Origin of the sequence: Campylobacter concisus, assembly GCF_902460715.1 — a bacterium.
Taxonomy (GTDB): Bacteria; Campylobacterota; Campylobacteria; order Campylobacterales; family Campylobacteraceae; genus Campylobacter_A; species Campylobacter_A concisus_AK.
Genome location: NZ_CABPUX010000002.1, coordinates 304,304 through 326,793, shown reverse-complemented (window position 1 = coordinate 326,793; position 22,490 = coordinate 304,304). Strand labels below are relative to the sequence as shown.

Below are 22,490 nucleotides of genomic sequence, written 5' to 3'. Positions count from 1 at the left end.
ATGGTGCATTTGGATATCCCTCTGGTGGGGTTAGGGACATTATTTTTGCTTCTAGGAGGGTGGAGTCGATGTAGAGGTCTATATCTCTATCTTCGTAATTAGCAGGATAGCCTTTTTCAGAAAAAATCTCCGCATATTCTGGCAATTCTTTTTTAACATAAGAGACAAATTCCTCCCTTGTAGTCTCGTTTGCGTCAAGGTCTCTAGGATCTAGTAGTTTTCCTTTATCTTCTACAAGCTCTCTTAAAACTCTATGCATTGAACCTGTAGGGTTAATCACTATCCCATTTCTATTAAAATCCATCACGAAATAGCTACCTATCATCTCATCAAGATAAGGTATCATGCCATATTCATCTAGTGGGGGATTTTTATATAGTTTAAGAATTTTTTCGTAGGTATCTAAATTTTTATTTACTCCCATGCCATAAGTGTAGTACTTAAAAGAGTCTGCCAGATAGTTTAATGCTTCTACTACTCCTAGTTGTGCTGCTAGAAATGCTTTTTGAAAATCTCTTGCTTTAAATCCTGCTGAACCACCAGTGCCAAATGCTAATGGATTACCTAATACACCAGCACATAAATTCCACTCTCCTATAAATAGCTCTGATTTTAGTGTATTTTTATTTCTATCTACTTCATCATAAATTTCAGCATATTCTGGCTTTGTTAGTTTGCCATTACTATCTACTCTGCCTATTGCATCTTCTGGGATATCTATCATGGTGCATTTTAGATTGCTTCTTTTTACTAGATAGATATATCTATCTCTCTTATCTTTTAAGCTTTCATAGTAGGCTTTTTCTGATTTAGTCCAAGGTGAAATTTTAGTTGAGCTTGGTTTATAGCTAATGTCTAGCCATGGTTTAAAAGCTAAATAATCTGTTTGACCTAGAGAGTTTGGTTTAGGGTTATAGTATAGTGGTTTATAGTTTTTATATGGAGATGAGTCTAGGATGGAGCGAGCTTGAAGGAGCATTTTAGATTTTTCCTCAAAATATTTTGTTGTATTGTCATCTTTAGTTTTAGACACAATTAAATTTGTATTTTTATCAAACCAAACCTCTTCTCCATTTGGAGCTATAACCGTATATGTATTATCCATTAAATTTTCTTTACTCATTAAATTTCCTTTGTTTATTATTAATAGTGACCCTACTGTTAAGATAGCTAAAGTTATAAATATTATCTTCTTCATATCTTATCCTATATATAGACCATCTTCCATTACTATGGTAGTAGCTAGACGACCGACAAGTCTTGGAGGTATCGTTTCTTTAGTTCTTTTTCCGTGTTCTATCTTACACCCCACATACATACCTTTTACATTGTTATTGCCTATAACATCTAGTGCTTTTAGTAGTCTTCTTGATTTATTATCTACTTCTGATCCAAAGGTGTTTAAATTTCCATTTTTAAAGTCTTCTAGTATCTCCATAGCTTCGTTGTATTTGTCTATTGGAATACCAAAAGTTGCATTGGCGCTTTTGTTTTCAGCTACAGATTTTTTATACATCTCATAAATTCCCTCTCTTTGTTTTATATCTATTGGATTTGATGGACTTATTGTAAGCAATGTTTTAACTCCTTGTAGCATAAGCTCTTTTGGTGAATATGCTAGCTTCTTGTTTCTTTTGTTTAGATTATTAAAGAACTCTTCATCAGTTTTATTATCTGTTCTTAGTTCATCCAGACATAGGTAAGATATCATAGTATCTAGGCTTATATCTTTAGATAGGTTAGAGTCTAGTTTGTTTGTAGTAGTGTTTATATCATAGTAGAAGAAGTTATGGTAGTCTAGTCCTCCACTAGATAGTCTTCCTCCTATGATAGTTCTTTTTAGATCTATATTTATAAAGGATGAGTATATCTCTATAGGGTAGTAGGTATATTCACCTGTTTCATTTGAATTTGGTTCATAAGATATATTCTTAACAGCATAAGTATCATTAAATTTATTTGTGAAATACTTATGAAGTATTAGTTCATAAGATCTTTTTTGTTGTTCGTAGGTGTTGATAAAAAAACTATCTACAAAAAAACCAAATCCAGCCTTTGCCAAATCTTTTACAAATGTTATCGAGCTATTTTTTACAAATTCTTTACCTGCCTTTATAGCTATCTGTCTTTTTATTTCTTCACCTACTTCAAATTCATCTATCCATTTTTTTGCACTTTTTAAGCTCCGTTTAGTTTTATTAGTGCGTTCCATATTTATAAGTAGAATCTTGTTGCTTTTTTCCTTAGTTATTTCAATAAATCCTTTTTTCTTTTTTTCTTTTATTATTTTGCCATGATCCTTATTGACTATTTTTGCAACTGGCAACTCATTTAATGTACTAAATGTTTTAAGCTCTCCTACTAGTTCGATAAAAATATTTTTTAAAAGGTTATCTTTGCTGCTCGAAAAGAAAGCCTTTGTTATGCTTTTTAGTATAGTTTCATATGATTTACCTATAAAAAATCCATAAAACGGAAATATGTCATATAAAATATCGTCTAGTGTGGATATCATTGCAAAATCTATCGTATATTTATACTCGTCATCATCTAATTGCTTGATATTTTTCGTAAATTTTTCATCCTCGACACTCTCACCATCTAAACCTGTATAATTTTTAAGAAGTTCTTTTAGTTCCTCATATGAATGATCATCTAATACATGATCAATATCTCTTACATGGCTTTTTTCTATTGTTTCCACTATCTCTTCTATACAAATTATATTATTTTGTATCTCTTTATTTTCTTCCTTGTTTGTTTTTAGTTTTGCTATTTTGCCCTCTTTTGTTTTTTTAAAAAAGCAAATCGGCACTTTGACTCCGTCTTCTTTCAAGTAATAAGAGTCTTCAGAACAAACCATAAATGACTCGTCGGATATTTTTATAGATTCATAAGCAGATACAGTAATATCTTGACTAATCATAGAATTATCAAATGTTTGTCTTATGACATAGTAGCCCATAACCAAAAGAAATACTCTAGTAGCTGGATAATAATAATCAGATAGTACTATTATATCTGGTACTTTAATTACAGCATCATTTTTTTTCATCATAGAATTTAAATTTTGCAAAGAAGGTATTTCAACAACATGTGATTCACTGTGTTCTAAAGAAGAATTTATACTTGAAAAGAAAGTTTCAAATTCTTTTATACTTGCAACTAAAAAATCCTTTTCATTCTTAACTATCTCTTCCATGTCTTTAGCATTTTTGAAATACTTATTTATGTGTCCAAGATAAGAATTAGCTTTTAAAAATCTATATGCCACCTGCTTTTCGTTCTCACTTAATGTATCAAAGTACATAATCGTATTTATTTGATTTTGTTTATCTTGCATAAAATCATTAAAAGTATCTATATCTTTTTGAAATTTTTTAATTCTATCTTTGCCAACCCTTGTAAATGGGCTTAGGCTTAATAGGTACAGATCTTCCTCTTTTTGGGCATCTATTTGTATAGAGTACTGGCTATAGTCTTTTGTGCCATTTAGCTGCTTAGGATCGGTCACCTTCTTGTCATCAGCCCTATTTAGACTATCTACTATCTTATAGTTTAATACGTTTTGTAAAAGATGTTCGTTTAGCTTTGCGTTTAGTATTGAAGGAGCATTCGAAACAACAAGATAGTTTTTAGAGATACCGCTACTATTATTTGTATTATGAGTATTGTCTTTTGTGGTTAAGGATTTGTCTCTTAAGAGATTTGCAAATTTTAAAGAGTTAAAAAATGGATATTGCATATAGACAAAATTTGCTCTATTTGCGATCACGCACTCTTCTATCCTTTTAAGTAAGCTCTCTTCAGTATTATCCTTATCGTTTTTGCATATTGATATATTATTCTTTTTGTCTATATTTTCATATTTACTTATCTTTGCATCAAATAGACTTTTTTCATCACCTTCTAATGAAAAATTGGAGCAAATTCCAATATACTCATCATAATTACTTTTTGTGTTAGTGGCTGTTATATCAAATCCTGAAAAGTCTATAAATGCTCCACTCTTTTGATCGTCATTTGTAAAAACTAAAATATTATTAAACGATACCGTATTTAATAGTCCTAGTATAAAACCAAACTTAGTAGCTAGCAAACTCATAACCGGACTAGAAAAAGCATAAGAACCTCTTTTTTTTAGAGAGCTAAAGATATTTTCGGTAGTTTTCAACGCGTCTGGCGTAGATGACACAATATTTAATAAGCCGAACGATTTTTTAAAATCAGTGATATCAAAAAAACTCATAAAAAATTTAAATATCTCTTTTTTGATATAAGTGTCGCCATCCTCTGAAGCTTTCTTAAGATTTTTTTTGATCTCATCAAAACTCTCTTCTATCGTTTTTATTACTTCATCTCTTTTGCTAAAATTTTCACGAATTAATATAATATTTGCCCTATCTATTAACGCAACTTTTAGTTTGTCCATCAAAGTCCAAAGTCTTTTTTCTATTGTATTATATTCGCTAACTAGTATACTAGATGCCTCCTCGAAATTTTTAACCTCACTGTCATCGCTTTTAACTCTATTAGCAAGATAAATTAATCCATCAACAAATTCTTCTACTGGATCTTGCTCTTCACTAAGGATTTCTGCATATATACTAGAATTAAGAAGTGTTATCTTGTTATTTTTTTTCGTAATATTTTTATTGAACAAACTAGGCTTATCCAAGTATTTATATGTTTTTACAGACAAAGATTTATTGCTGTATTGTTTTAGAGAAAATAACCTTGTAATTATTTTATTATATAACGCCTCTCCATTAAACACATTTGGTTCGTAAAAATGATTTAAGTCACGACAATAAAAAGTTATATTTTTGTATGTCTCACCATTAACACCAAACTCGAAAAGCAATTCCTCTATGCTTCTAATAATTTTCGTATTATCTAATCTCAAGAACGATCCTTCTCTTTAAATTTATCAACTAACAAGCATTACAAAGCTAGTTGTGTTTATGTCATTTTCATATCCACTATCTAGCCCTTTAGCTATCTCAAGTTCTATACTTTTAGCACCAGTTGGAGTTAAAAATACATTTGTATAAGTTTGCTTGTTTTTATCTGTGCTAGAGCTGTTAAACTCGTCTAAACTAGCATAAAATCCCACACCGCTTTCAGGACTATTTGCTTTTTTATAGTTCTCTTTATCAAGTGCGCTAAAATTCTTTGGAGCAACAAATACCAAATTTAGCTTATCCGCTCCATATCTTAGTTTAAATTCTTTGATATCATAACGCTTATCGTCATAATTATCCGCTAAAAGAGCCTTTAAATTCTTATCCTCTACGTCTCTTCCCTCATCTAAGTTGAGCTTGATCTTGCTAAATCCATTTTTATCTTCAAATTTCTTATCAAATAGATAGTACGTAGCCACTAAAAGGTTATCACTCTGAGAAGCAAAGGCCTTCACATGAAGTCTGATCACTGGCTTGTTTAAATTTGGATTTAGCACCGCTGCATTATTATTTTCAGATGCAGGACTACCTATGCTATGAGCTAGCTTTATCCTATTTTCTTTTTTGATACATCTTAGCGGCGAGCTGGTGTTGCTTAGGCACGCTGGCACTAGGTCTTGCATAACAGCATAGTGGTTATTCATACTTTTTAGACTAAGAGCTGCCCTTGGTACGTATGCTACCTTTGTGCAAGGGTTTTTAGCTGAGCAGCCAACTATCGGTGAGTTTATAAAATCAACATCAAGTATAACGCCTTGATCGTCTGACCTTATGCTTTTGCCCGCTCTACTTTTTAAGATCACATGGCCGCCATGTGGGCAAACTACCACGTCATCTTCTATTATTGGATTAGCAAATGCAGTGCCACCAGCACTTAGCGCACTACTTTTCTTTTCTAAATTTAGTCTCTCATTTGCCTTTTCAAGCGACTCTTTGGTCTCTTTGTTTGTTGGCTTTAGGTCTATATTTAGACTTTTATTTAGTAGTGAGTAGTTTAGTATGCTAGCCTGTGAGTTTTTATATGTAACACTTAGTCTTCCTTTATCTTTATCCTCATCTCTTGGCTGATGAGAGAAGCTTAGTAGGTTAGAATTTGACCCCTCCCCGCTCTCTTCATTTTTAAAGTATAGTGGATAGTCTGATTGCTCGGTAGCGGTGTTTAGTGGCATAGAGTTTAAAAAGACGTTTGGCGTATAAGACCTAATGTCCTCTATATTTAGCCTATCTTCTATCTTATTATAAATTTCATCGCAGTCCACAACATCCTTATCGTTTAAAAATATATAAAGCTGCTTATCCTTAGTGTCAGCAAACGCCGTAGAGCTTGATCTATCTAGGCTAAATTTCTCTTTAGCCCCATTATCTCTTATATAAATGCTAGTAAAGTTATCGCTAAACATAGCATTTTTAAACTGAGCCTTCTTGGCCTTTATAAACAAGCTATCTTTCTCTTTTGGCAAATAGCACTTTGTAAGATTTGAGCCGTAGGTGTAGGCTTTCGTGATATCAGTTTTATCTTTTATTAGCTCATTTTCATTATGTATAAATTCCAGTGGATACATCTTTTGCAGCGATCTTACCTGATTTAAAGGTATATTTGAACTATCGTCCATATCGTTTTTGTCTATTATCCTTGCATAAATTTGCTTATCCGCTAGATCCATCAGCATATCCACCAAGGTTACTTTACTTAGCCTATTTTCGCTTTCGGCAGAGTATTTGTCTATTATCTCTTGATACTCCTCATCTCCAAGGCTCTCTAGTATATGATAAAGCTCTCCCAAAATGATACTTATATAGTTTTGATTACCATCTTTGATATTTTCGTTTTTATCGCTGAGCTTATATTTATTGCCCTCTATGTTGTCTACTAGTATGGCAGATAGCTTATCAAGATATGTTAGCGCGTATGATATGTCCTCACTTAGCGCCTTTTTCTTGGAATTTTTATCTTCTTTTAAAAGATAGTCGTATAGATATATGGCATATATTATACTAGTCATATAGTGCGAGTTTATATAGTAGTTGCCATCGAGCTGACCTATATGAAGTAGATGAAGCCTTGGCGTATTTTTGTAGTTTATCCTATCATCTTGAGTAAGCCCTAGTTTATATCCCAGATCAGCTATCACCGACACAGTAGGCTCTATGGCTCTGTTAAAGTCATTGCCTATGTTAAATTCCTCACAAGTCACAGTGTTTTTTATAGTCTCGCAGTGATGTATCTCAAATGGTATGCAGTCTTTGTATATAGTTTTGCAGCTAGCAGCACTCTCCTCTAGCAAGTTAGGATCTAGCTCGTCTTTGTGCTCTTTACACTCACTTATTAGAGTATCAGTACTTTTTGAGCCGTTATATATCTTATCTACACATTTATCTATAACTTTTCTGGTAAATCCAAAAAGATCAAGCAACTTATGTACGCAAAATTTGATCATCTTAACTATCAGCCTAACCACCCTAAAAACAAAATGCAAAGCACTGATAGCAAGACCACCTATGCCAGGGGCATTATATGTATAAAGCTCATCTACGTTTAGACTCTTGTAAAACAAACAACACACCTGAGATAGATGCCCGCCAAGGCTGTGACCACATATACTTACATTAAAGTTAGACGTTTTCTTGTCACTGCCGCTATCTTCTCTGATGGCCTTATTTATATCAGTGATCATCGTAAATAGCGATATGATCTGAGGTAGTCCAGCAAATGCAGCTATAAACACGTCAGTAAGCACCAAGTCTTTAAAAAACTCCGCACCGCCAACCTCCGTGCCTCTAAATGCTATGATATATCTTGGCTTATCACTACTCATAGTAGGCTTAGTATCCTTAAATATCGTGTAAGAAAAGCCAGATATCACTGTATTTGGCTGGTGAGATATCAGCTCATATCTATTTACAAATGTCTTTGTTCGGTGAGATAGGGAGGTTGGTTTATAGAAAATTCGCTGAGAAAAATTTCTTTCATCTACTTTTATAAAATTTTTAATGTCATTGTCAATTAGTCTTTTATCTTCTTTTTCGTCTTCATAATCATTTGGAGCTATTATCTCCTTGTCTTTCATAAACCTAGCTTCCACACAAAGAGCATAAGCTGTCAATGAATCTATTTCAGGATTAAGAAATCCTTGTTTAATGTGATCAGCATAAATCCACCTAGGATTAGGTTTTTTTAGTATTTTGTAATTATAAAATTCATCTGACTTGCTCCATGTTTCATTTTTGTCTATAAATTCATAAAATGAATAAGAAGCATCAGCCATATCAGCATGATCTTTTATATCAGAGATTATTTGTTTTACAGATTTATTTTTAGGATTGTTATTGCTATTTTCCACTATTTTTCCTTAACGAAAGTGTTTTTAGAGCTATCAAAGTAAAATTTATTTCCACCTAAGACATAGTTTGTTTCACTCTTGCTAAATTTTATACCAGCTCCTTCATCGCCAAATAGACCATATTTTTTTGATTGATAGCTATATGTTGCTGATATGTCTATAGGCATTACAACACCATTATTGTCTATATAGAAATATCCCAACCCCATTGATGGTTTAAACTTATTGTAGTTTTCAAGTCCTATGAAATTTATAATTTTATCTGCAAATTCTTTTGGAATTTTTACTCTTTTGCCTGTTTGGTTTTCGTAATCAATAGAGTCAAGATAGTATCGTTTGCCATTAGATAGAACTCTATCTAAACTACGAAATTTCTCTCTAACCATATCTTCTATAAAAATTCCTTTGGCTGTAAAATAATCATCTTTCATACCATATTTTTTATAGACCATTTTTGCATATTCATCTTTTTTAAGCTGCCATTGTTTATATAACAAAGAATTTATATTTTTAAATTCCTTATTAAGCTCATTTCTATAGTTGTCTTTATTTGCTTTCATATTTGTTTCTGATAGTTTTATTTTTCTTTCCCTTTTCTCTATCTCCTCAACAAATTTTTGATTAAATATATAAACCCCACCATATTTACTAGCTAAATTTTCTAGTTCAGAGCTACTTATCTTATTGCTTGCTTGATTTGCAGAGCAAGCTATTAAAAATATGCTTGTTAGTAGTAGAAGTATAATGCCTATAAATTTCATCCTATATCCTTTTAGAAATTTTATTTTGGGTATTTTATTGTCTTTGAAATTATAATATTATTAATTTATTATGCTTTATTTGTAGATTGTTAAATTTTAGGTTTTTTAGTATTTTGTAATTATAAAATTCATCCGATTTGCTCCATGTTTCATTATTATCTATAAATTCATAAAATGAGTAAGAAGCGTCAGCCATATCAGCATGGTCTTTTATATCAGATATTATTTGTTTTACAGATTTATTTTTAGGGTTATTATTGCTGTTTTCCACTATTTTTCCTTAACGAAAGTGTTTTTAGAGCTATCAAAGTAAAATACATTATCTCCTGCTATATTTATAAGTCTTTCTTTAGAAAAAGAAATACCTCTTCCTTCATCTCCATATAATCCATAGCTTTTTGAAATGTTGTAAAAATTTAAAGTTAGCCTAATGGGTATTGCTATGTTATCTTTATCTATATAAAAATAACTCATATCAATGCTAGCGCCAGAATTCTTATAGTTTTCTAACCCTATAAAATTTTTAATCTTATCCGTAAATTCTTTTGAAATTTTAACTTTTTTGCCAGTTTCGCTTTCGTAGGTTGTCCAAATAGTATAGTATCGTTTGCCGTTAGATAGAGTTCGTGGGAGTTTATCATTTATTAATGTCATATCAACATCATATATGGTTATAAATTTATCCCCTTGCTTTATTTTTCTAGGATTTGATCTTATTTTGTCACCAAGTGATTTGCTTAACTCTTTCCTCTCAGCCTCTCTCTTTTCTATCTCATCATAGAATTTTTTGTTAAATATATAAACCCCACCATATTTACTAGCTAAATTTTCTAGTTCAGAGTTGCTTATCTTATTGCTTGCTTGGTTTGCAGAGCATGCTATTAAAAATATGCTTGTTAGTAGTAGAAGTATAATGCCTATAAATTTCATCCTATATCCTTTTAGAAATTTTATTTTGGGTATTTTATTGCCATTATATTTATAATATTATTAATTTATTATGCTTTATTTGTAGATTGTTAAAATTTAGGCTTTTTAAGTATTTTATAGTTATAAAATTCATCTGACTTACTCCACTTTTCATTATTATCTATAAATTCATAAAATGAATAAGAAGCGTCAGCCATATCAGCATGGTCTTTTATATCAGAGATTATTTGTCTTACAGATTTATTTTTAGGGTTGTTATTGCTATTTTCCACTATTTTTCCTTAACAAAAGTGTTTTTAGAGCTATCAAAGTAAAATTTATTTCCACCTAAGACATAGTTTGTTTCACTCTTGCTAAATTTTATGCCAGCTCCTTCATCGCCAAATAAGCCATATTTTTTTGATTGATAGCTGTATGTTACAGAGATATCTATAGGTACTATATTCTCATCTTTATCTATATAAAAATATTCCAATCCCATTGAAGGTCTAAAAACATTGTAGTTTTCAAGTCCTATAAATTTTTTGATCTTGTCTAAAAATTCTTTTGGGATTTTAGCTCTTTTGCCTGTTTGGTTTTCGTAATCAATAGAGCTAGTATAATATCGTTTATCATTTGAAAGAGTTTGCTCTATTTTTGGATTGTTATAATACCTTTCCTTTAGTAGCTCTCTCATCTTTGCGTTTCTTTCGCTTTTATTTGATATATGGGCTATTTCACTTAAAATTTGTTGATTAACCGCTTTTCTCTCAGCTTCTCTTTTCTCTATCTCTTTTTCAAATTTCTCATTAAATACATAAACTCCACCATATTTACTAGCTAAATTCTCTAGTTCAGAGTTACTTATCTTATTGCTTGCTTGATTTGCAGAGCAAGCTATTAAAAATATGCTTGTTAGTAGTAGAAGTATAATGCCTATAAATTTCATCCTATATCCTTTTAGAAATTTTATTTTGGGTATTTTATTGTCGCAATATTTACAATACTATTAATTCCCCTTGGTTTAAATTTCCAATCCTTAAGAAAAACAATTAATATTAAGAGTAAAATAGACTTTTTTAGACCAAATTTCGCAAATGACGTATCTGCCAAATATTGATAAAGAAATTCAATATTTTTTACTATCAAAATGAGCCAAATATTGAAAAAACTAAAGCATTTTTTTAAACTTGCTTTTAACTTTTTTGTTATAATATCCCATCAAAAATAAAAGGGATATTTTTTATCCGAATTAAGGTTTTAAATTTGAGAGTATATTTAGACAATAACGCCACAACGATGGTTGATCCAGAAGCTTTTGAACTTATGAAGCCGTTTTTTTGCGAAAAATACGGCAATCCAAACTCACTTCACAAATTTGGCTCAGAGACCCACCCAGCACTAAGAACAGCGCTCGATCAGCTCTACGCCGGACTAAATGCAAAAGATAGCGACGACATCGTCGTTACATCATGTGCGACCGAGAGCAACAACTGGGTTGTAAAAGGCATCTACTTTGACAAAATAGCAACTGGCGAGAAAAAACGCATCATCACAACCGCGGTCGAGCATCCAGCCATTTTGGCAACTTGTAAATTCCTAGAAAAATATGGCGTGGATCTTACGGTCTTAGACGTAAATAGCGACGGCATCGTCACTCCAGACCAGCTAAGAGCCGTCATGGACGAAAATGTCGCGCTTGTCGCCATAATGAGCGCAAACAACGAAACTGGCATGATCTTTCCTATAAAAGAGCTTGCCAAAGTTGCCCACGAATACGGCGCTTTATTTCACACTGACGCCGTGCAAGCAGTCGGCAAGATAAAGATAGACGTTCAAGATTTAGACGTTGATTTCTTAAGCTTTTCAGCTCATAAATTTCACGGACCAAAGGGCGTTGGAGCGTTATTTATAAAAAATAGCATGCCACTAAGCAGCTTGCTTCACGGCGGCGAGCACATGGGCGGACGCAGAAGCGGCACGCTTGATGTACCAGGCATCGTTGGCATGGGCAAGGCGCTTGAGCTAGCAAATAAATTTATGGACTACGAGCATTCGCACGTTCGCCGTTTACGTGACAAGCTAGAGGATGCATTGCTACAAATTCCTGACGTTAGCATCGTTGGCAAAAAAGAGCAGCGCGTGCCAAACACCATCCTAGCTTCTATCAAAGGCGTCGAGGGCGAGGCGATGCTTTGGGATCTAAATAGAGCTGGCATAGCAGCATCTACTGGCTCTGCCTGTGCGAGTGAAACGCTTGAGAGCAACCCTATCATGGAGGCGATCGGAGCTGACAAAGAGTTAGCTCACACCGCACTTAGACTATCTCTTTCAAGGTTTAACACAGAAGAAGAGATCGACTACGCGATCGAGCAGATAACAAAGGCCGTAAATAGGCTAAGAGGCATCTCAAGCACATTTGCGTACGCCCCAGAGTGGCATAAGAGTGGATTATAAAAATTTAAAGGAAAAACATGGCAAAAAATAACTTAATCGGCGGCTCTATCTGGGATGAATACTCAAAGGTAGTCCAAGATAGGATGAATAATCCTAAATTCATGGGCGAACTAACCGAAGAGGACGCCAAAAAAGCAAACGCAAAACTTATCATCGCTGACTTTGGCGCAGAGAGCTGCGGCGATGCAGTCAGGCTCTACTGGCTCGTTGATGAGAAAACTGACAAGATAATAGACGCTAAATTTAAAAGCTTTGGCTGTGGCACGGCGATAGCTAGCTCTGATACGATGGCTGAGCTTTGCATCGGCAAAACAGTCGATGAAGCGGTTAAGATCACAAACCTCGATGTCGAAAGAGCTATGCGTGACAACCCAGACACTCCAGCTGTGCCACCTCAAAAGATGCACTGCTCGGTTATGGCTTATGACGTTATCAAGGCAGCTGCTGCAAGCTACAAGGGCATAGACCCAGAGCACTTTGAAGATGAGATCATCGTTTGCGAGTGCGCTAGAGTGAGCCTTGGCACGATCAAAGAGGTGATAAGACTAAACGACCTTCACACGGTTGAGGAGATCACGCAATACACCAAAGCAGGCGCATTTTGTAAATCATGCGTTAGACCTGGCGGACATGAGAAAAAAGACTACTATTTGGTTGATATCTTGCGCGATACTAGGGCTGAGATGGAGCAAGAGAGACTAGAAGCTCAGGCAAATGCTCAGGCAAACAACACCCTAAGCGACGTTAGCTTTGAGAGTATGACGATGGTTGGCCAGCTAAAAGCGATCGAATCGATCATCGATAAAGAGATCCGCCCGATGCTTATGATGGATGGCGGAAATTTAGAGATCATAGATATCAGAAACGATAACGGCGAAAATATCGACGTTTATATCCGCTATCTTGGTGCTTGCTCAGGCTGTTCAAGCGGCTCGACTGGCACGCTTTATGCGATAGAAAATGTCTTGCAAGAGAGCCTAAGCCCAAAAATCAGGGTAATGCCTATATAAATTTATCGAACGGCTTCTTTTGGAGCTGTTCGCTTCTACTAAACTAAATTTACCACCTAGACAATCTGAATTTAACCAAGCTCAAATTTAGCTTTTTAAAAATTTCAAAATTTCACTTCTAGTCTGCGTCAAATCGCCCACAAATTTCTTCTCAAACTGCGATCGGTTAAAGGTTCGCTGACGCTTAGCAAGCTGGGTTGTGTGCGTGGCGATGAGCGTTTCTAGCTCGCTTTTTGAAATTTCACCCTCCAAAAACTGCTTGCACTCTTTTAGGCCTATCGATTTTAGGGGTTTAGGCTCGCTTTTATACTTGTCAAATAAAAACTTCGCCTCATCTAGCAAGCCATCATCTAGCATATTTTTCGTCCGTTTTGCGATGCGAGCTCTAAGCTCCTCTTTGTCCCACAAAATTTCAAATATCGCAAGCTCTTTTATGACGCTCTCTTTGGTGTTTTGCTTTAGCCAGATGCTTGGGATTTGACCGCTAAATTTATAAATTTGATACCATTTTTCGAGGCGATAAGAGTCGTTTTGGCTAAATTTACTTGCAAACTCAGGGTCGTTTTGTAAAGCTAGCTCATAAATTTCCTCGTTGCTTAAATTTAGCTCGCATTTTGGCACATCTGGCGCAAGACCGCTAAGCATCGCCTTTAGATAAAAGCCACTCCCGCCTGTGATGATGAGCAGGCACTCTTGTGAGCGCGCAAATTCCTTTGCCTTTTTATAAATTTCAAAAAATGCCCCAACGCTAAATTCCTCATCAGGGTAAATTTCATCCACCCCAAAGTGCCTCACAGCCCCCAGCTGCCAGGGCTTTGGCTTTGCACTGGCGATATCTATCTCTTTATAAAGCGCAAGCGAGTCAAGGCTTAAGATGACGCCACCAAACTCCTTTGCTAGCTCAAAGGCTAGATCGCTCTTGCCGCTTGCCGTGGTGCCAATTAGTGCTAGCTCGCCAAACAAGCTTAGCCTTCGTAAAATGAGCTAAATAGCAAAATTTCATCGCTTTGCTCGTTGCTTTTGCCCTCTTTTATAAGATCAGCCAAAACGCCTGCAAAGTGCGGTGCAAAGCTTAGTTCGTTTAGCCCGTACGCTTGGTTATAGAGTAAATTTTGATATGTCTCGTCGCGTCCGATCGCTGGCTTGTCATTTGAGCTAAGAAGGACGAAATTTGCCCTAAAACTAGGCTCTTTTAGCTCGCTTATGCCAAGGTGTCTTTTTAGCTCGTTTAAAAATGCGTTGATCTTTTCTGTTTTTACAAGCGTATCGATCGCGCCCACTTGTAAATTTGTGATGATCGTGACGCCATTTTTGGTTGGATAAATTTTGGCAAACATATCATTTAAAATGATCGGCTTTTTAGGGATCTGACCCTCGTTTAGCACAAGATCGATCGTGTAAAATTTAGCCAAAATGGCGCTTAAATTTGTCCCAAGCTTACTTGAAAGCTCCAAATTTCTACTCGCCACGACAAAGCTATCAGCCTCGTACTCACCAGCCCTGCCAACAGCCTTTTGCACGGCTTGCCCCTGCGTTTTTAGCTCATAAATTTCATCGTTTATAAACTGCACTCCAAGCTCGTTTAGCTCGCTAACAAGCGCTTTTTTTAGCTCACCTGCGTCAATGCTCGCATTTTTAGCTAAATTTAGCGCCCCTTTTATATTTTTATTTATCAGGCCAAAATTTGCTAGCTCACTATCCACGCTTAAAATTTCTTGCTCGCTATCAGCGACCCTTGTCTCATCAAGCCTCTTTTTAAAGCTCTCATCATCGCTAAAGATGAGATAAACGCCACTCTCATCAAAATTTATCTGTGGATATTTTTCGTTTAGCTCTTTTAAAATTTCAAAGCTCTTTTGTCCAAATTTCTTAAACAAAATTCTCATCTTTTTATCGTGAGCCTTTGTTGATTTAAGCGTAAAATTCGCCATCCACGCCCTAAAGTTTTCATTTAGGCAAATCGCTATATCAAGCTCGCTTTTTTTACTAACTAGCCCTAAAAATGAGCTAGATATCGCTCCATCTCTTGCGAGCGCTGGGGTGTTAAATGGAGTTAAAATTCCGCTCTCAAACTCATCTTTTTGGCTACTAATAACTAAAATTTCCTCACCCTTTTTAGCTAGCTCAAGTGCCGTAAACAACGCACTAAAACTATCTCCGATAATCGCTATTTTACTCATCATAACCCTTCATTTTAAAATAATGTGGCAATGATAATATAAATTTAGATTTAAAGCAAAATGGTGTAAAATCAGACACTTTTTAAAAAGATGGAAATTTATATGATCAAAAAGCTAAAAGATATCGCAGAACTCATCGTTTTTAAGCACTCGGTTTTTGCCCTGCCCTTTATCTTTGTGGCGATGATAGTTGCGAGCAAGATAGAAAATGGCTCGGCTTGGTTTGGCTTTAAACTGCTTATTTTAGGCACTCTTTGCGCGGTCAGCGCTAGAAATTTCGCCATGGCGTTTAACAGATACCAAGATGAGGACATCGACAAGCTAAACCCACGCACCGCAAGCCGTCCAAGCGTGGATGGACGCATCGGCAAGGGCAATATGCAGCTTTTCATCGCAGCAAACGCGCTTATCTTTATCATCTGCGCCTATTTCGTAAATTCGCTCGCATTTTGGCTGAGCTTTCCCATCCTTGCCGTGCTTGGCGGATACTCGCTATTTAAGCGATTTAGCGAGTTAGCGCACTTAGTACTTGGACTTAGTCTTGGGCTTGCCCCCATCGCTGGCGTGGTCGCAGTAAGCGCTGCCATACCACTTTGGAGCGTGTTACTTTGCCTTGGTGTGACATTTTGGGTGGCTGGATTTGACCTGCTCTACTCGCTTCAAGATATGAAATTTGACCAAGAAAACAAGCTCTTTAGCATACCAGCCATTTATGGCGACAAGGCTACGCTATTTTTATCAGCCATTTTTCATGCCTTGGCTTTTATACTTTGGCTACTTTTTGCTTGGGCGGCTGGACTTGGAGCGATGGCATTTTTTGGCATTGTGGTAAGTGGCGTGATATTATTTTTCGAGCATAGGATCGTAAGGCGCGACTTTAGCAAGATAGATCGGGCATTTTTTACACTAAATGGCTACTTGGGAATTTTATTTTTCATCTTTGTTTGGATCAGTGTATTATGAGCGAAGTAAGGCTTTTTAAAGCGCCTCTTAGCATGGTTTATGAGCGTGATAGCTCGGGAGATGAGAAATTTTTAAGAGAATTTAACTCTATCTTGCCAGGAGATGAAGATGCGCTTGGAGCGTGGCTAAAACGAGCCAAATCACGCGGCGAGACCAAAGAGAGCGACCAAGTCTTGCTAACGCTTGTCATCGAGCTTCATAGAAAGATCGACGCGCTTAGTGATTATATAAAAAATGAGCACAAGCAGTATCTGCCACTAAAAGAGAGCGCAGATATCGACGAGATCGGCTTTACGCATATAAAAATAAGCGAAGATAAATTTACAAAAAATGAAATTTACTACGCAAGGATTATGATGCCTATCTTTCCAAAGAGAAATTTGAGCCTTTATCTAAGGGCGCAGGACGAGAGGCTAGCAAAGATAGAGAACATGCACGAAGAGGACGAGGCCGACTGGAACGCTTATGTGACGGCTAGAGAGCGTGTGATGATAAGAGAGCTTAGAGCGAATTCATAAAGGAAAAATATGGAAATTTACATTTTTTTAGGTTTTGGCATCGTTTTAGCGATAATAATAGCTTTGATATTTATAAAAGATAGTGAGACAAATAAGAAATTTACAAGATATGAGCGTGCCATAGAGAGCGCCATACAAGAAAACTACAATCTCAAAAAACAGCTAGCCGCACTGGCGAGCTTTAAGCCTGATGATGAGCAGCTAAAAGATGTAAAAGATGAGTTAAAAGAGCAGATAAACGAGCAAATAAATGAAAAAATCGTGCCGATAATCCGCGCTATAAAGAGCATCGAGCGAGTGATAGATGACTTTGCAAACGAGCAAAAAGATAGGATGTTTAACCTTGAGGAGCGAACAAGAGATATCAATAAAATCGCCCCAAGTGTCATCAACGAAGAAGAGCAGATCCTAAAGATGTTTAAAGATGGTAAAAGCGCAGCCATGATCGCTAAAGATCTTCACGTGGGTATGGGGCGAGTTGAATTTGTGCTTAAATTTCATAAATTAGCCTAAATTTGGGCTAATTTTAAAAGACAAAACTACTCTTAAACTACAAAAATTAGCTTAAATTTTTATTTAGATTTAAATCTTTTAACATATAATTGAAAATTAAAAAAGCTCTAACCAAGCTTAAAAAAGGTGCTTTATGCTAATAGATAAATATGGTCGGGTTGTTGATTATTTAAGAATTTCTGTGACGCAGCGTTGCAATTTTAGATGTAGATATTGCATGCCTACGACGCCATTTAGTTGGACGCCAAAAGAGAATTTACTGACATTTGAAGAGCTATTTTTATTTGTCAAAGTAGCTATTGACGAGGGTGTGAAAAAGATCAGGATCACAGGCGGCGAGCCACTCGTGCGCAAGGATCTTGACGTCTTTATAAAGATGATAAGCGATTATAAGCCAGACATCGATCTAGCGCTTACGACAAATGGCTTTATGCTGCCACACTTTGCCAAAAGGCTAAAGGACGCTGGACTAAAGCGCATAAATATGTCGCTTGATACGCTAAATGAGCAAAAAGCTAAATTTATCGCTCAAAAGAGCGTCTTGCACGAGGTTTTGGCTGGCTTTGAGGCGGCACTTGATGCTGGACTAAAAGTCAAGATAAACACAGTCGCACTAAAAGGCTTTAACGACGATGAGCTAGTAAATTTGCTTGAGTTTGCTAAATTTAGAAACTCTCAGATCAGATTTATCGAATATATGGAAAATTCGCACGCCAAAGAGGATCTAAAAGGGCTAAAAAGCGATGAAATTCTAAATATCATCTCGCAAAAATATAACGTCACAAAAGATGAAAAATTGCCAAACGCGCCTGCGTCTATTTACAGACTTGATGACGGCTATAAATTTGGCATTATTGACCCTCACAAACACGACTTTTGCGAGAGTTGCAACCGCATCAGACTAAGCGCTGAAGGGCTTTTGATACCTTGCCTTTACTTTGAAGATGCACTAAGTATCAAAAAAGCAGTTGCAAATGGCGACATCGTCGCAGCAAGCGAGATCTTAAGGCAAGTGCTAGCTAACAAGCCAAAAGAGAACAAATGGGCTCTAGGAGCTGAAAACGAAACCTCTTCAAGGGCCTTTTACCAAACTGGTGGTTGATGAGCAAAGAGCTAGAATTAGTTGAGGCATTTTTAAGCATCCAAGGCGAGGGCGCTTATCAGGGCAGGCTCGCTGTGTTTTTACGCTTTTTGGGCTGCAACCTAAACTGCTCTGGCTTTGGCGTAAAGACAAGGTCTTTAAAAACAGGCGAAGAGCTTTTGGGATGCGATAGCATAAGAGCCGTTTTTAAGGGACATTTTCACCACAAAGCATATAGCGCAGATGAAATTTTAAGCCTAGTTGATGGGCTTTGTAAAGGCTTAGAGCAAAAGCCCATCATCGTTTTAACAGGCGGCGAGCCACTCATCTGGCATCAAAATGAAAATTTCATAAATTTGGTAAGAAATTTGCTTATAAATTACGAGGTGCATTTTGAGACAAATGGCACGATCTTGGTTGATTTTGATAAATTTGAAATTTATAAAAACTGCCATTTTGCACTTGGCGTAAAACTAGCAAATAGCGGAGTTAGCGAGCAAAAACGCATAAATTTAGATGCCATTTTAGCTATCAAAAATAACGCAAAAAGCAGCTTTTTAAAATTTGTCCTCTCGCGTTTTGATAAAAGCGAGCTGGAGGAAATTTTATATATAAAAAATAGAGCAAATTTGCCAGTTTGGTGCATGGCGATGGGCGCAAATGAGGACGAGCTAAGCAAAAATGCTCTAAAAACAGCGCAATTTGTCATAAAGCATGGATTTAACTACTCAGAGCGTATCCACATCAGGCTTTGGGGCGACAAAGAGGGTGTTTGATGATTATTAGAAAACTTTTTAGATTTGAAAATGCGCATATCGTGAGATTTTGTAGCTCAAAGCGCTGCAGGACGAGCATCCACGGACACAGCTACGTGGCAGAAATTTTACTTAGCTCAAATTTTCTTGATAACGCTGGCATGGTCTATGACTTTGGGCTGATGAAGCAAAACATAAAAACGATCATCGATAGCTTTGACCACGCTACAACCATATATTCAGGCGATAGTGACGAATACAAAAACGACCTTAAAAAGCACTCTGCAAGGTGGATCGAGATCCCGCTAAATCCCAGCGCAGAGCAGTTTTGCCGTATATTTTTTGTCTTGATCGAAAGGCTGCTTGAACTTAGCGTGATGAGTAATGGCGAGCGTGAAGTGAAGCTTCATAGCGTCATCGTCCATGAGACCGACACTGGCTATGCGCAGTGCTTCAAAGAGGACACGATAAACCCACAAATGGGCGAGATAAGGCTTAGTGATATCAAATTTTCTGAGGCGGTTATGGACGAGTGGGAAGATAAAAATTTGCTTGAAAAGATGATAAATAAGATAAAAATAGAAAATCCAAAGGACGTTTAATGAAAAAATTTATAACCTCTTTTTTGCTTATAGCTGGCGTATTTTTGGGATGTGGAGATAAAGAAGAGGCCAAAAGTGACGTTAGTGAGCCAGTCCCCAGTGATGTTACGATAGCTCAGCCTGATGCAAATGTAACTATCGACGAGCAGCTGCCACCTGAGCCAGTCGTCGAAGAAAACGAGCCTCCTAAAGAGAAAAAATGAACGAACACTTAGGCTCGCTTTATGCTTATACTTTGCCATTTCACGTGACATTTTTTTATGCGCTACTTGCTTTAGCGGTGCTTTATCTAGCGCTTACTCAGTTTGGAGTGAGGAGTAAAAATTACGTGCTTCGTATAAGGTATTTCTTGCCTATTTATCATATGCTGCTTAGCTTTTTGGTGCTAACTGGGCTTATTTTGTGGGCATATTATAGTTACGAGCCAAAATTTAACGCCATAAAAATGCTTCTTATCTTGATGGCCCTGATCGCACTTAGCGCAGTTGGGTATAAAAGGCTAAAGAGATATGCCATTGCTGACGAGCTAGAGAAATTTAAAAAATTTGCCCTTATTAAAGGCATTTGTGACATTATTTTGATCATCATAGCAGGGATTTAGATGAAATTTTTATATGATAAAAACGCTGGCAAAGAGCGCTTAAAAATAGTAAATGAGGCATTTTTACACCTAAAAGCCAGAAGAGTTGAAGCAGGAGAACGCATAAGTGTTAGAAATTTACGTGATGGCAAAGAGTATATCTACGAGATCGATGAGATAGAGCGCAGAAGTGCGAATTTAAGCCTCGTCTTTGCCAGCCTAAACTGCGAGCATAAATTTGACTTTACCATCGCTTGGGCGGTCGTTGATCCAAAGACGATCGAAAAGGCGCTGCCATTTTTAAATGAGCTTGGCGTTGGCAAGATCGCCTTTGTCTATACTAAATTTTCTCAGGCAAATTTCAAGATCGACCTTGAAAAGCTAAACTACATAAACGCACTTTCATGCGAGCAGTGCGGGAGAACGTCGCTAATAGAGTTTGAAATTTACAAAAATTTAGACGAGCTAATGAGCGTTTATAAAAATGTCTCGGCCATAAATTTTGGCGGTAAAAATTTAAATGAAAAAAGAGATGATGAAATTTTGATAATTGGTCCAGAGGGCGGATTTAGCGAGGATGAGACGGCTAAATTTAAAAATATCTACGGGCTAAATACAAAAAATATCTTAAGATCGCAGACCGCAGTCATATCTGTGGCGGCAAAATTTCTTGCTTGATTTATTTGATTTTTAGATTAGTTTTTATATAATCAGCAACTTTTAAGGTAACAAATAGCCCAAAATAATAAAGGAAAGATGATGAAAAAAGATATCCATCCAGAGTATGTAGATTGCACCGTAACTTGCGCGTGTGGCAACACTTTTAAGACAAAGTCAAACAAAAGCGAAATCAGAATTGACATTTGTGACAAGTGCCACCCATTTTTCACAGGCAGCGAAAAGATAGTTGATAGCGCTGGCCGTGTTGAGAAATTTAAGAAAAAATACGCTCAAAAATAAGCCTTGCTCTACTTTGTTCCTACTCCAATAGGAAATTTAGAAGATATCTCGCTTCGTGCGATCAAAATTTTGCGTGAATGCGAGATAGCTATCTGCGAAGATACAAGAGTTTGCAAAAGTCTTGTAAATCTACTAAACGAACGCTTTGACGCAAATATAAATATCTCAAATTTTATCCCACTTCACACCCACAACGAAGATGAATTTTTTGCAAATTTAAATGATGAAATTTTAAGCAAAAATATAGCTTACATGAGCGACGCTGGCATGCCAGGCATAAGCGATCCAGGCGTTAGCCTAGTAAGATACGCTCAAAAAAATGATATCAAATACGAAATTTTAAGCGGAGCAAATGCTGCACTTTTAAGCGTAGTCGCCAGCGGACTTTGCGATAAAGAATTTATCTTTTTAGGATTTTTACCAAATACAGGCAGAGAAAGAGCCCTAGCCATACAAAACGCTCTAAATTTAGCCTATCCAGCTGTGATCTATGAAAGCCCAAAACGCATATTAAGCTTAGTGCAAAGCATCGCACATTTAGAGCCAGAAAGAGAAATTTTTGCTATAAAAGAGGCCACCAAAAAATTTGAGACCAAATTTAAGGATAGAGCCAAAAATTTAGCCCAAATTTTAGAAAAAGCAAATTTAAGCGGCGAGTGGGCAGTGGTCATCTCAAAAAGTGCGAATATAGCCACTCAAAATATCACAAAAGATGAGATCATCTCGCTTGACATCGCCCCAAAAGCCAAAGCAAAACTACTTAGCAAAATAACTGGCAAGGACGTCAAAAAGGTATACGACGAGCTCATAAAAGCATAAATTTAAAAGCTCAAATTTCTCCAAAAAGTTTCAAAAATTCACTCAAATTTAGAAGCAAAATAAGTTAAATTTTACTT

23 protein-coding genes are annotated in these 22,490 nt (G+C 36.1%); 13 read left to right on the top strand and 10 right to left on the bottom strand.

Annotated elements, in window-relative coordinates:
- The 8 genes from F3G91_RS07525 to F3G91_RS07490 all read right to left on the bottom strand — a co-directional run.
- Positions 1-1,198 (bottom strand): thioredoxin reductase (locus tag F3G91_RS07525; protein ID WP_107937803.1); only part of this gene is annotated, 1,198 nt, incomplete at its 3' end.
- Between the two features lie 3 nt (positions 1,199-1,201).
- Positions 1,202-4,906, bottom strand: coding sequence for a hypothetical protein (locus tag F3G91_RS10275; RefSeq protein ID WP_188116813.1), 3,705 nt, complete (start codon positions 4,904-4,906; stop codon positions 1,202-1,204).
- A 24-nt stretch (positions 4,907-4,930) separates the two neighbouring features.
- Positions 4,931-8,305: a lipase family protein gene (locus F3G91_RS07515; RefSeq protein WP_149701170.1), complete on the bottom strand. Its 3,375-nt coding sequence runs from the start codon at positions 8,303-8,305 to the stop codon at positions 4,931-4,933.
- A complete protein-coding gene (locus F3G91_RS10450; protein ID WP_223227841.1) occupies positions 8,305-9,066 on the bottom strand; it encodes a tRNA 2-selenouridine synthase in 762 nt (253 codons plus the stop codon). The genes F3G91_RS07515 and F3G91_RS10450 overlap by 1 nt, the downstream gene beginning before the upstream one ends.
- A 49-nt stretch (positions 9,067-9,115) precedes the next feature.
- Positions 9,116-9,337: a hypothetical protein gene (locus F3G91_RS07505; protein WP_149701169.1), complete on the bottom strand. Its 222-nt coding sequence runs from the start codon at positions 9,335-9,337 to the stop codon at positions 9,116-9,118.
- Positions 9,337-9,996, bottom strand: a complete 660-nt coding sequence (locus F3G91_RS07500) for a tRNA 2-selenouridine synthase (protein ID WP_149701168.1) — start codon at positions 9,994-9,996, stop codon at positions 9,337-9,339. Before F3G91_RS07500 ends, F3G91_RS07505 begins: the two co-directional genes overlap by 1 nt.
- A gap of 89 nt (positions 9,997-10,085) precedes the next feature.
- Positions 10,086-10,268: a hypothetical protein gene (locus F3G91_RS07495; RefSeq protein ID WP_149701167.1), complete on the bottom strand. Its 183-nt coding sequence runs from the start codon at positions 10,266-10,268 to the stop codon at positions 10,086-10,088.
- Complete coding sequence (locus F3G91_RS07490) at positions 10,268-10,924, bottom strand: tRNA 2-selenouridine synthase (protein WP_149701166.1); 657 nt, start codon at positions 10,922-10,924, stop codon at positions 10,268-10,270. The genes F3G91_RS07495 and F3G91_RS07490 overlap by 1 nt, the downstream gene beginning before the upstream one ends.
- A gap of 317 nt (positions 10,925-11,241) precedes the next feature.
- Between F3G91_RS07490 and F3G91_RS07485 the strand changes: the two genes are divergently transcribed.
- On the top strand, positions 11,242-12,432 hold the full coding sequence (locus tag F3G91_RS07485; protein WP_009295004.1) for a NifS family cysteine desulfurase: 1,191 nt from the start codon (positions 11,242-11,244) through the stop codon (positions 12,430-12,432).
- Between the two features lie 17 nt (positions 12,433-12,449).
- A complete protein-coding gene (locus F3G91_RS07480) occupies positions 12,450-13,442 on the top strand; it encodes an iron-sulfur cluster assembly scaffold protein NifU (protein WP_004318029.1) in 993 nt (330 codons plus the stop codon).
- Between the two features lie 87 nt (positions 13,443-13,529).
- Here F3G91_RS07480 and miaA read toward each other — a convergent pair whose 3' ends face one another.
- Positions 13,530-14,405, bottom strand: coding sequence for a tRNA (adenosine(37)-N6)-dimethylallyltransferase MiaA (gene miaA, locus F3G91_RS07475; protein WP_149701165.1), 876 nt, complete (start codon positions 14,403-14,405; stop codon positions 13,530-13,532).
- Between the two features lie 2 nt (positions 14,406-14,407).
- The gene (locus F3G91_RS07470) at positions 14,408-15,622 is read right to left on the bottom strand and encodes an FAD-dependent oxidoreductase (protein ID WP_149701164.1); all 1,215 of its coding nucleotides are present in this window, start codon (positions 15,620-15,622) and stop codon (positions 14,408-14,410) included.
- Positions 15,623-15,724: 102 nt separating this feature from the next.
- On the opposite strand from F3G91_RS07470, the gene mqnP reads away from it, so the two are divergent.
- The 11 genes from mqnP (at position 15,725) to rsmI (ending at position 22,413) form a co-directional block, all read left to right on the top strand.
- Positions 15,725-16,585 (top strand): menaquinone biosynthesis prenyltransferase MqnP, encoded by an 861-nt coding sequence (gene mqnP, locus F3G91_RS07465; protein WP_411160730.1) that lies wholly within the window; start codon positions 15,725-15,727, stop codon positions 16,583-16,585.
- Positions 16,582-17,103, top strand: coding sequence for a hypothetical protein (locus tag F3G91_RS07460; RefSeq protein ID WP_103571713.1), 522 nt, complete (start codon positions 16,582-16,584; stop codon positions 17,101-17,103). Before mqnP ends, F3G91_RS07460 begins: the two co-directional genes overlap by 4 nt.
- Positions 17,104-17,112: 9 nt before the next feature.
- Positions 17,113-17,616 carry a DUF6115 domain-containing protein gene (locus tag F3G91_RS07455; RefSeq protein WP_149701163.1) on the top strand — a complete coding sequence of 168 codons (504 nt, stop codon included), beginning with the start codon at positions 17,113-17,115 and terminating at the stop codon, positions 17,614-17,616.
- Between the two features lie 133 nt (positions 17,617-17,749).
- Positions 17,750-18,718 carry a GTP 3',8-cyclase MoaA gene (moaA, locus tag F3G91_RS07450; RefSeq protein WP_035142762.1) on the top strand — a complete coding sequence of 323 codons (969 nt, stop codon included), beginning with the start codon at positions 17,750-17,752 and terminating at the stop codon, positions 18,716-18,718.
- Positions 18,718-19,473, top strand: coding sequence for a 7-carboxy-7-deazaguanine synthase QueE (locus tag F3G91_RS07445; RefSeq protein ID WP_149701162.1), 756 nt, complete (start codon positions 18,718-18,720; stop codon positions 19,471-19,473). The genes moaA and F3G91_RS07445 overlap by 1 nt, the downstream gene beginning before the upstream one ends.
- On the top strand, positions 19,473-20,054 hold the full coding sequence (locus F3G91_RS07440; protein WP_148785673.1) for a 6-pyruvoyl trahydropterin synthase family protein: 582 nt from the start codon (positions 19,473-19,475) through the stop codon (positions 20,052-20,054). Before F3G91_RS07445 ends, F3G91_RS07440 begins: the two co-directional genes overlap by 1 nt.
- A complete protein-coding gene (locus tag F3G91_RS07435) occupies positions 20,054-20,257 on the top strand; it encodes a hypothetical protein (protein WP_009295012.1) in 204 nt (67 codons plus the stop codon). Before F3G91_RS07440 ends, F3G91_RS07435 begins: the two co-directional genes overlap by 1 nt.
- The gene (locus F3G91_RS07430; RefSeq protein ID WP_149701161.1) at positions 20,254-20,655 is read left to right on the top strand and encodes a hypothetical protein; all 402 of its coding nucleotides are present in this window, start codon (positions 20,254-20,256) and stop codon (positions 20,653-20,655) included. Before F3G91_RS07435 ends, F3G91_RS07430 begins: the two co-directional genes overlap by 4 nt.
- Entirely contained in the window at positions 20,656-21,312 is a 657-nt protein-coding gene (locus F3G91_RS07425; protein ID WP_149701160.1) for a 16S rRNA (uracil(1498)-N(3))-methyltransferase, read from the top strand.
- Between the two features lie 81 nt (positions 21,313-21,393).
- Entirely contained in the window at positions 21,394-21,594 is a 201-nt protein-coding gene (gene rpmE / locus F3G91_RS07420) for a 50S ribosomal protein L31 (RefSeq protein ID WP_002942443.1), read from the top strand.
- Between the two features lie 3 nt (positions 21,595-21,597).
- Complete coding sequence (gene rsmI / locus F3G91_RS07415) at positions 21,598-22,413, top strand: 16S rRNA (cytidine(1402)-2'-O)-methyltransferase (RefSeq protein WP_149701159.1); 816 nt, start codon at positions 21,598-21,600, stop codon at positions 22,411-22,413.
- The last annotated feature ends 77 nt before the right edge of the window (positions 22,414-22,490 follow it).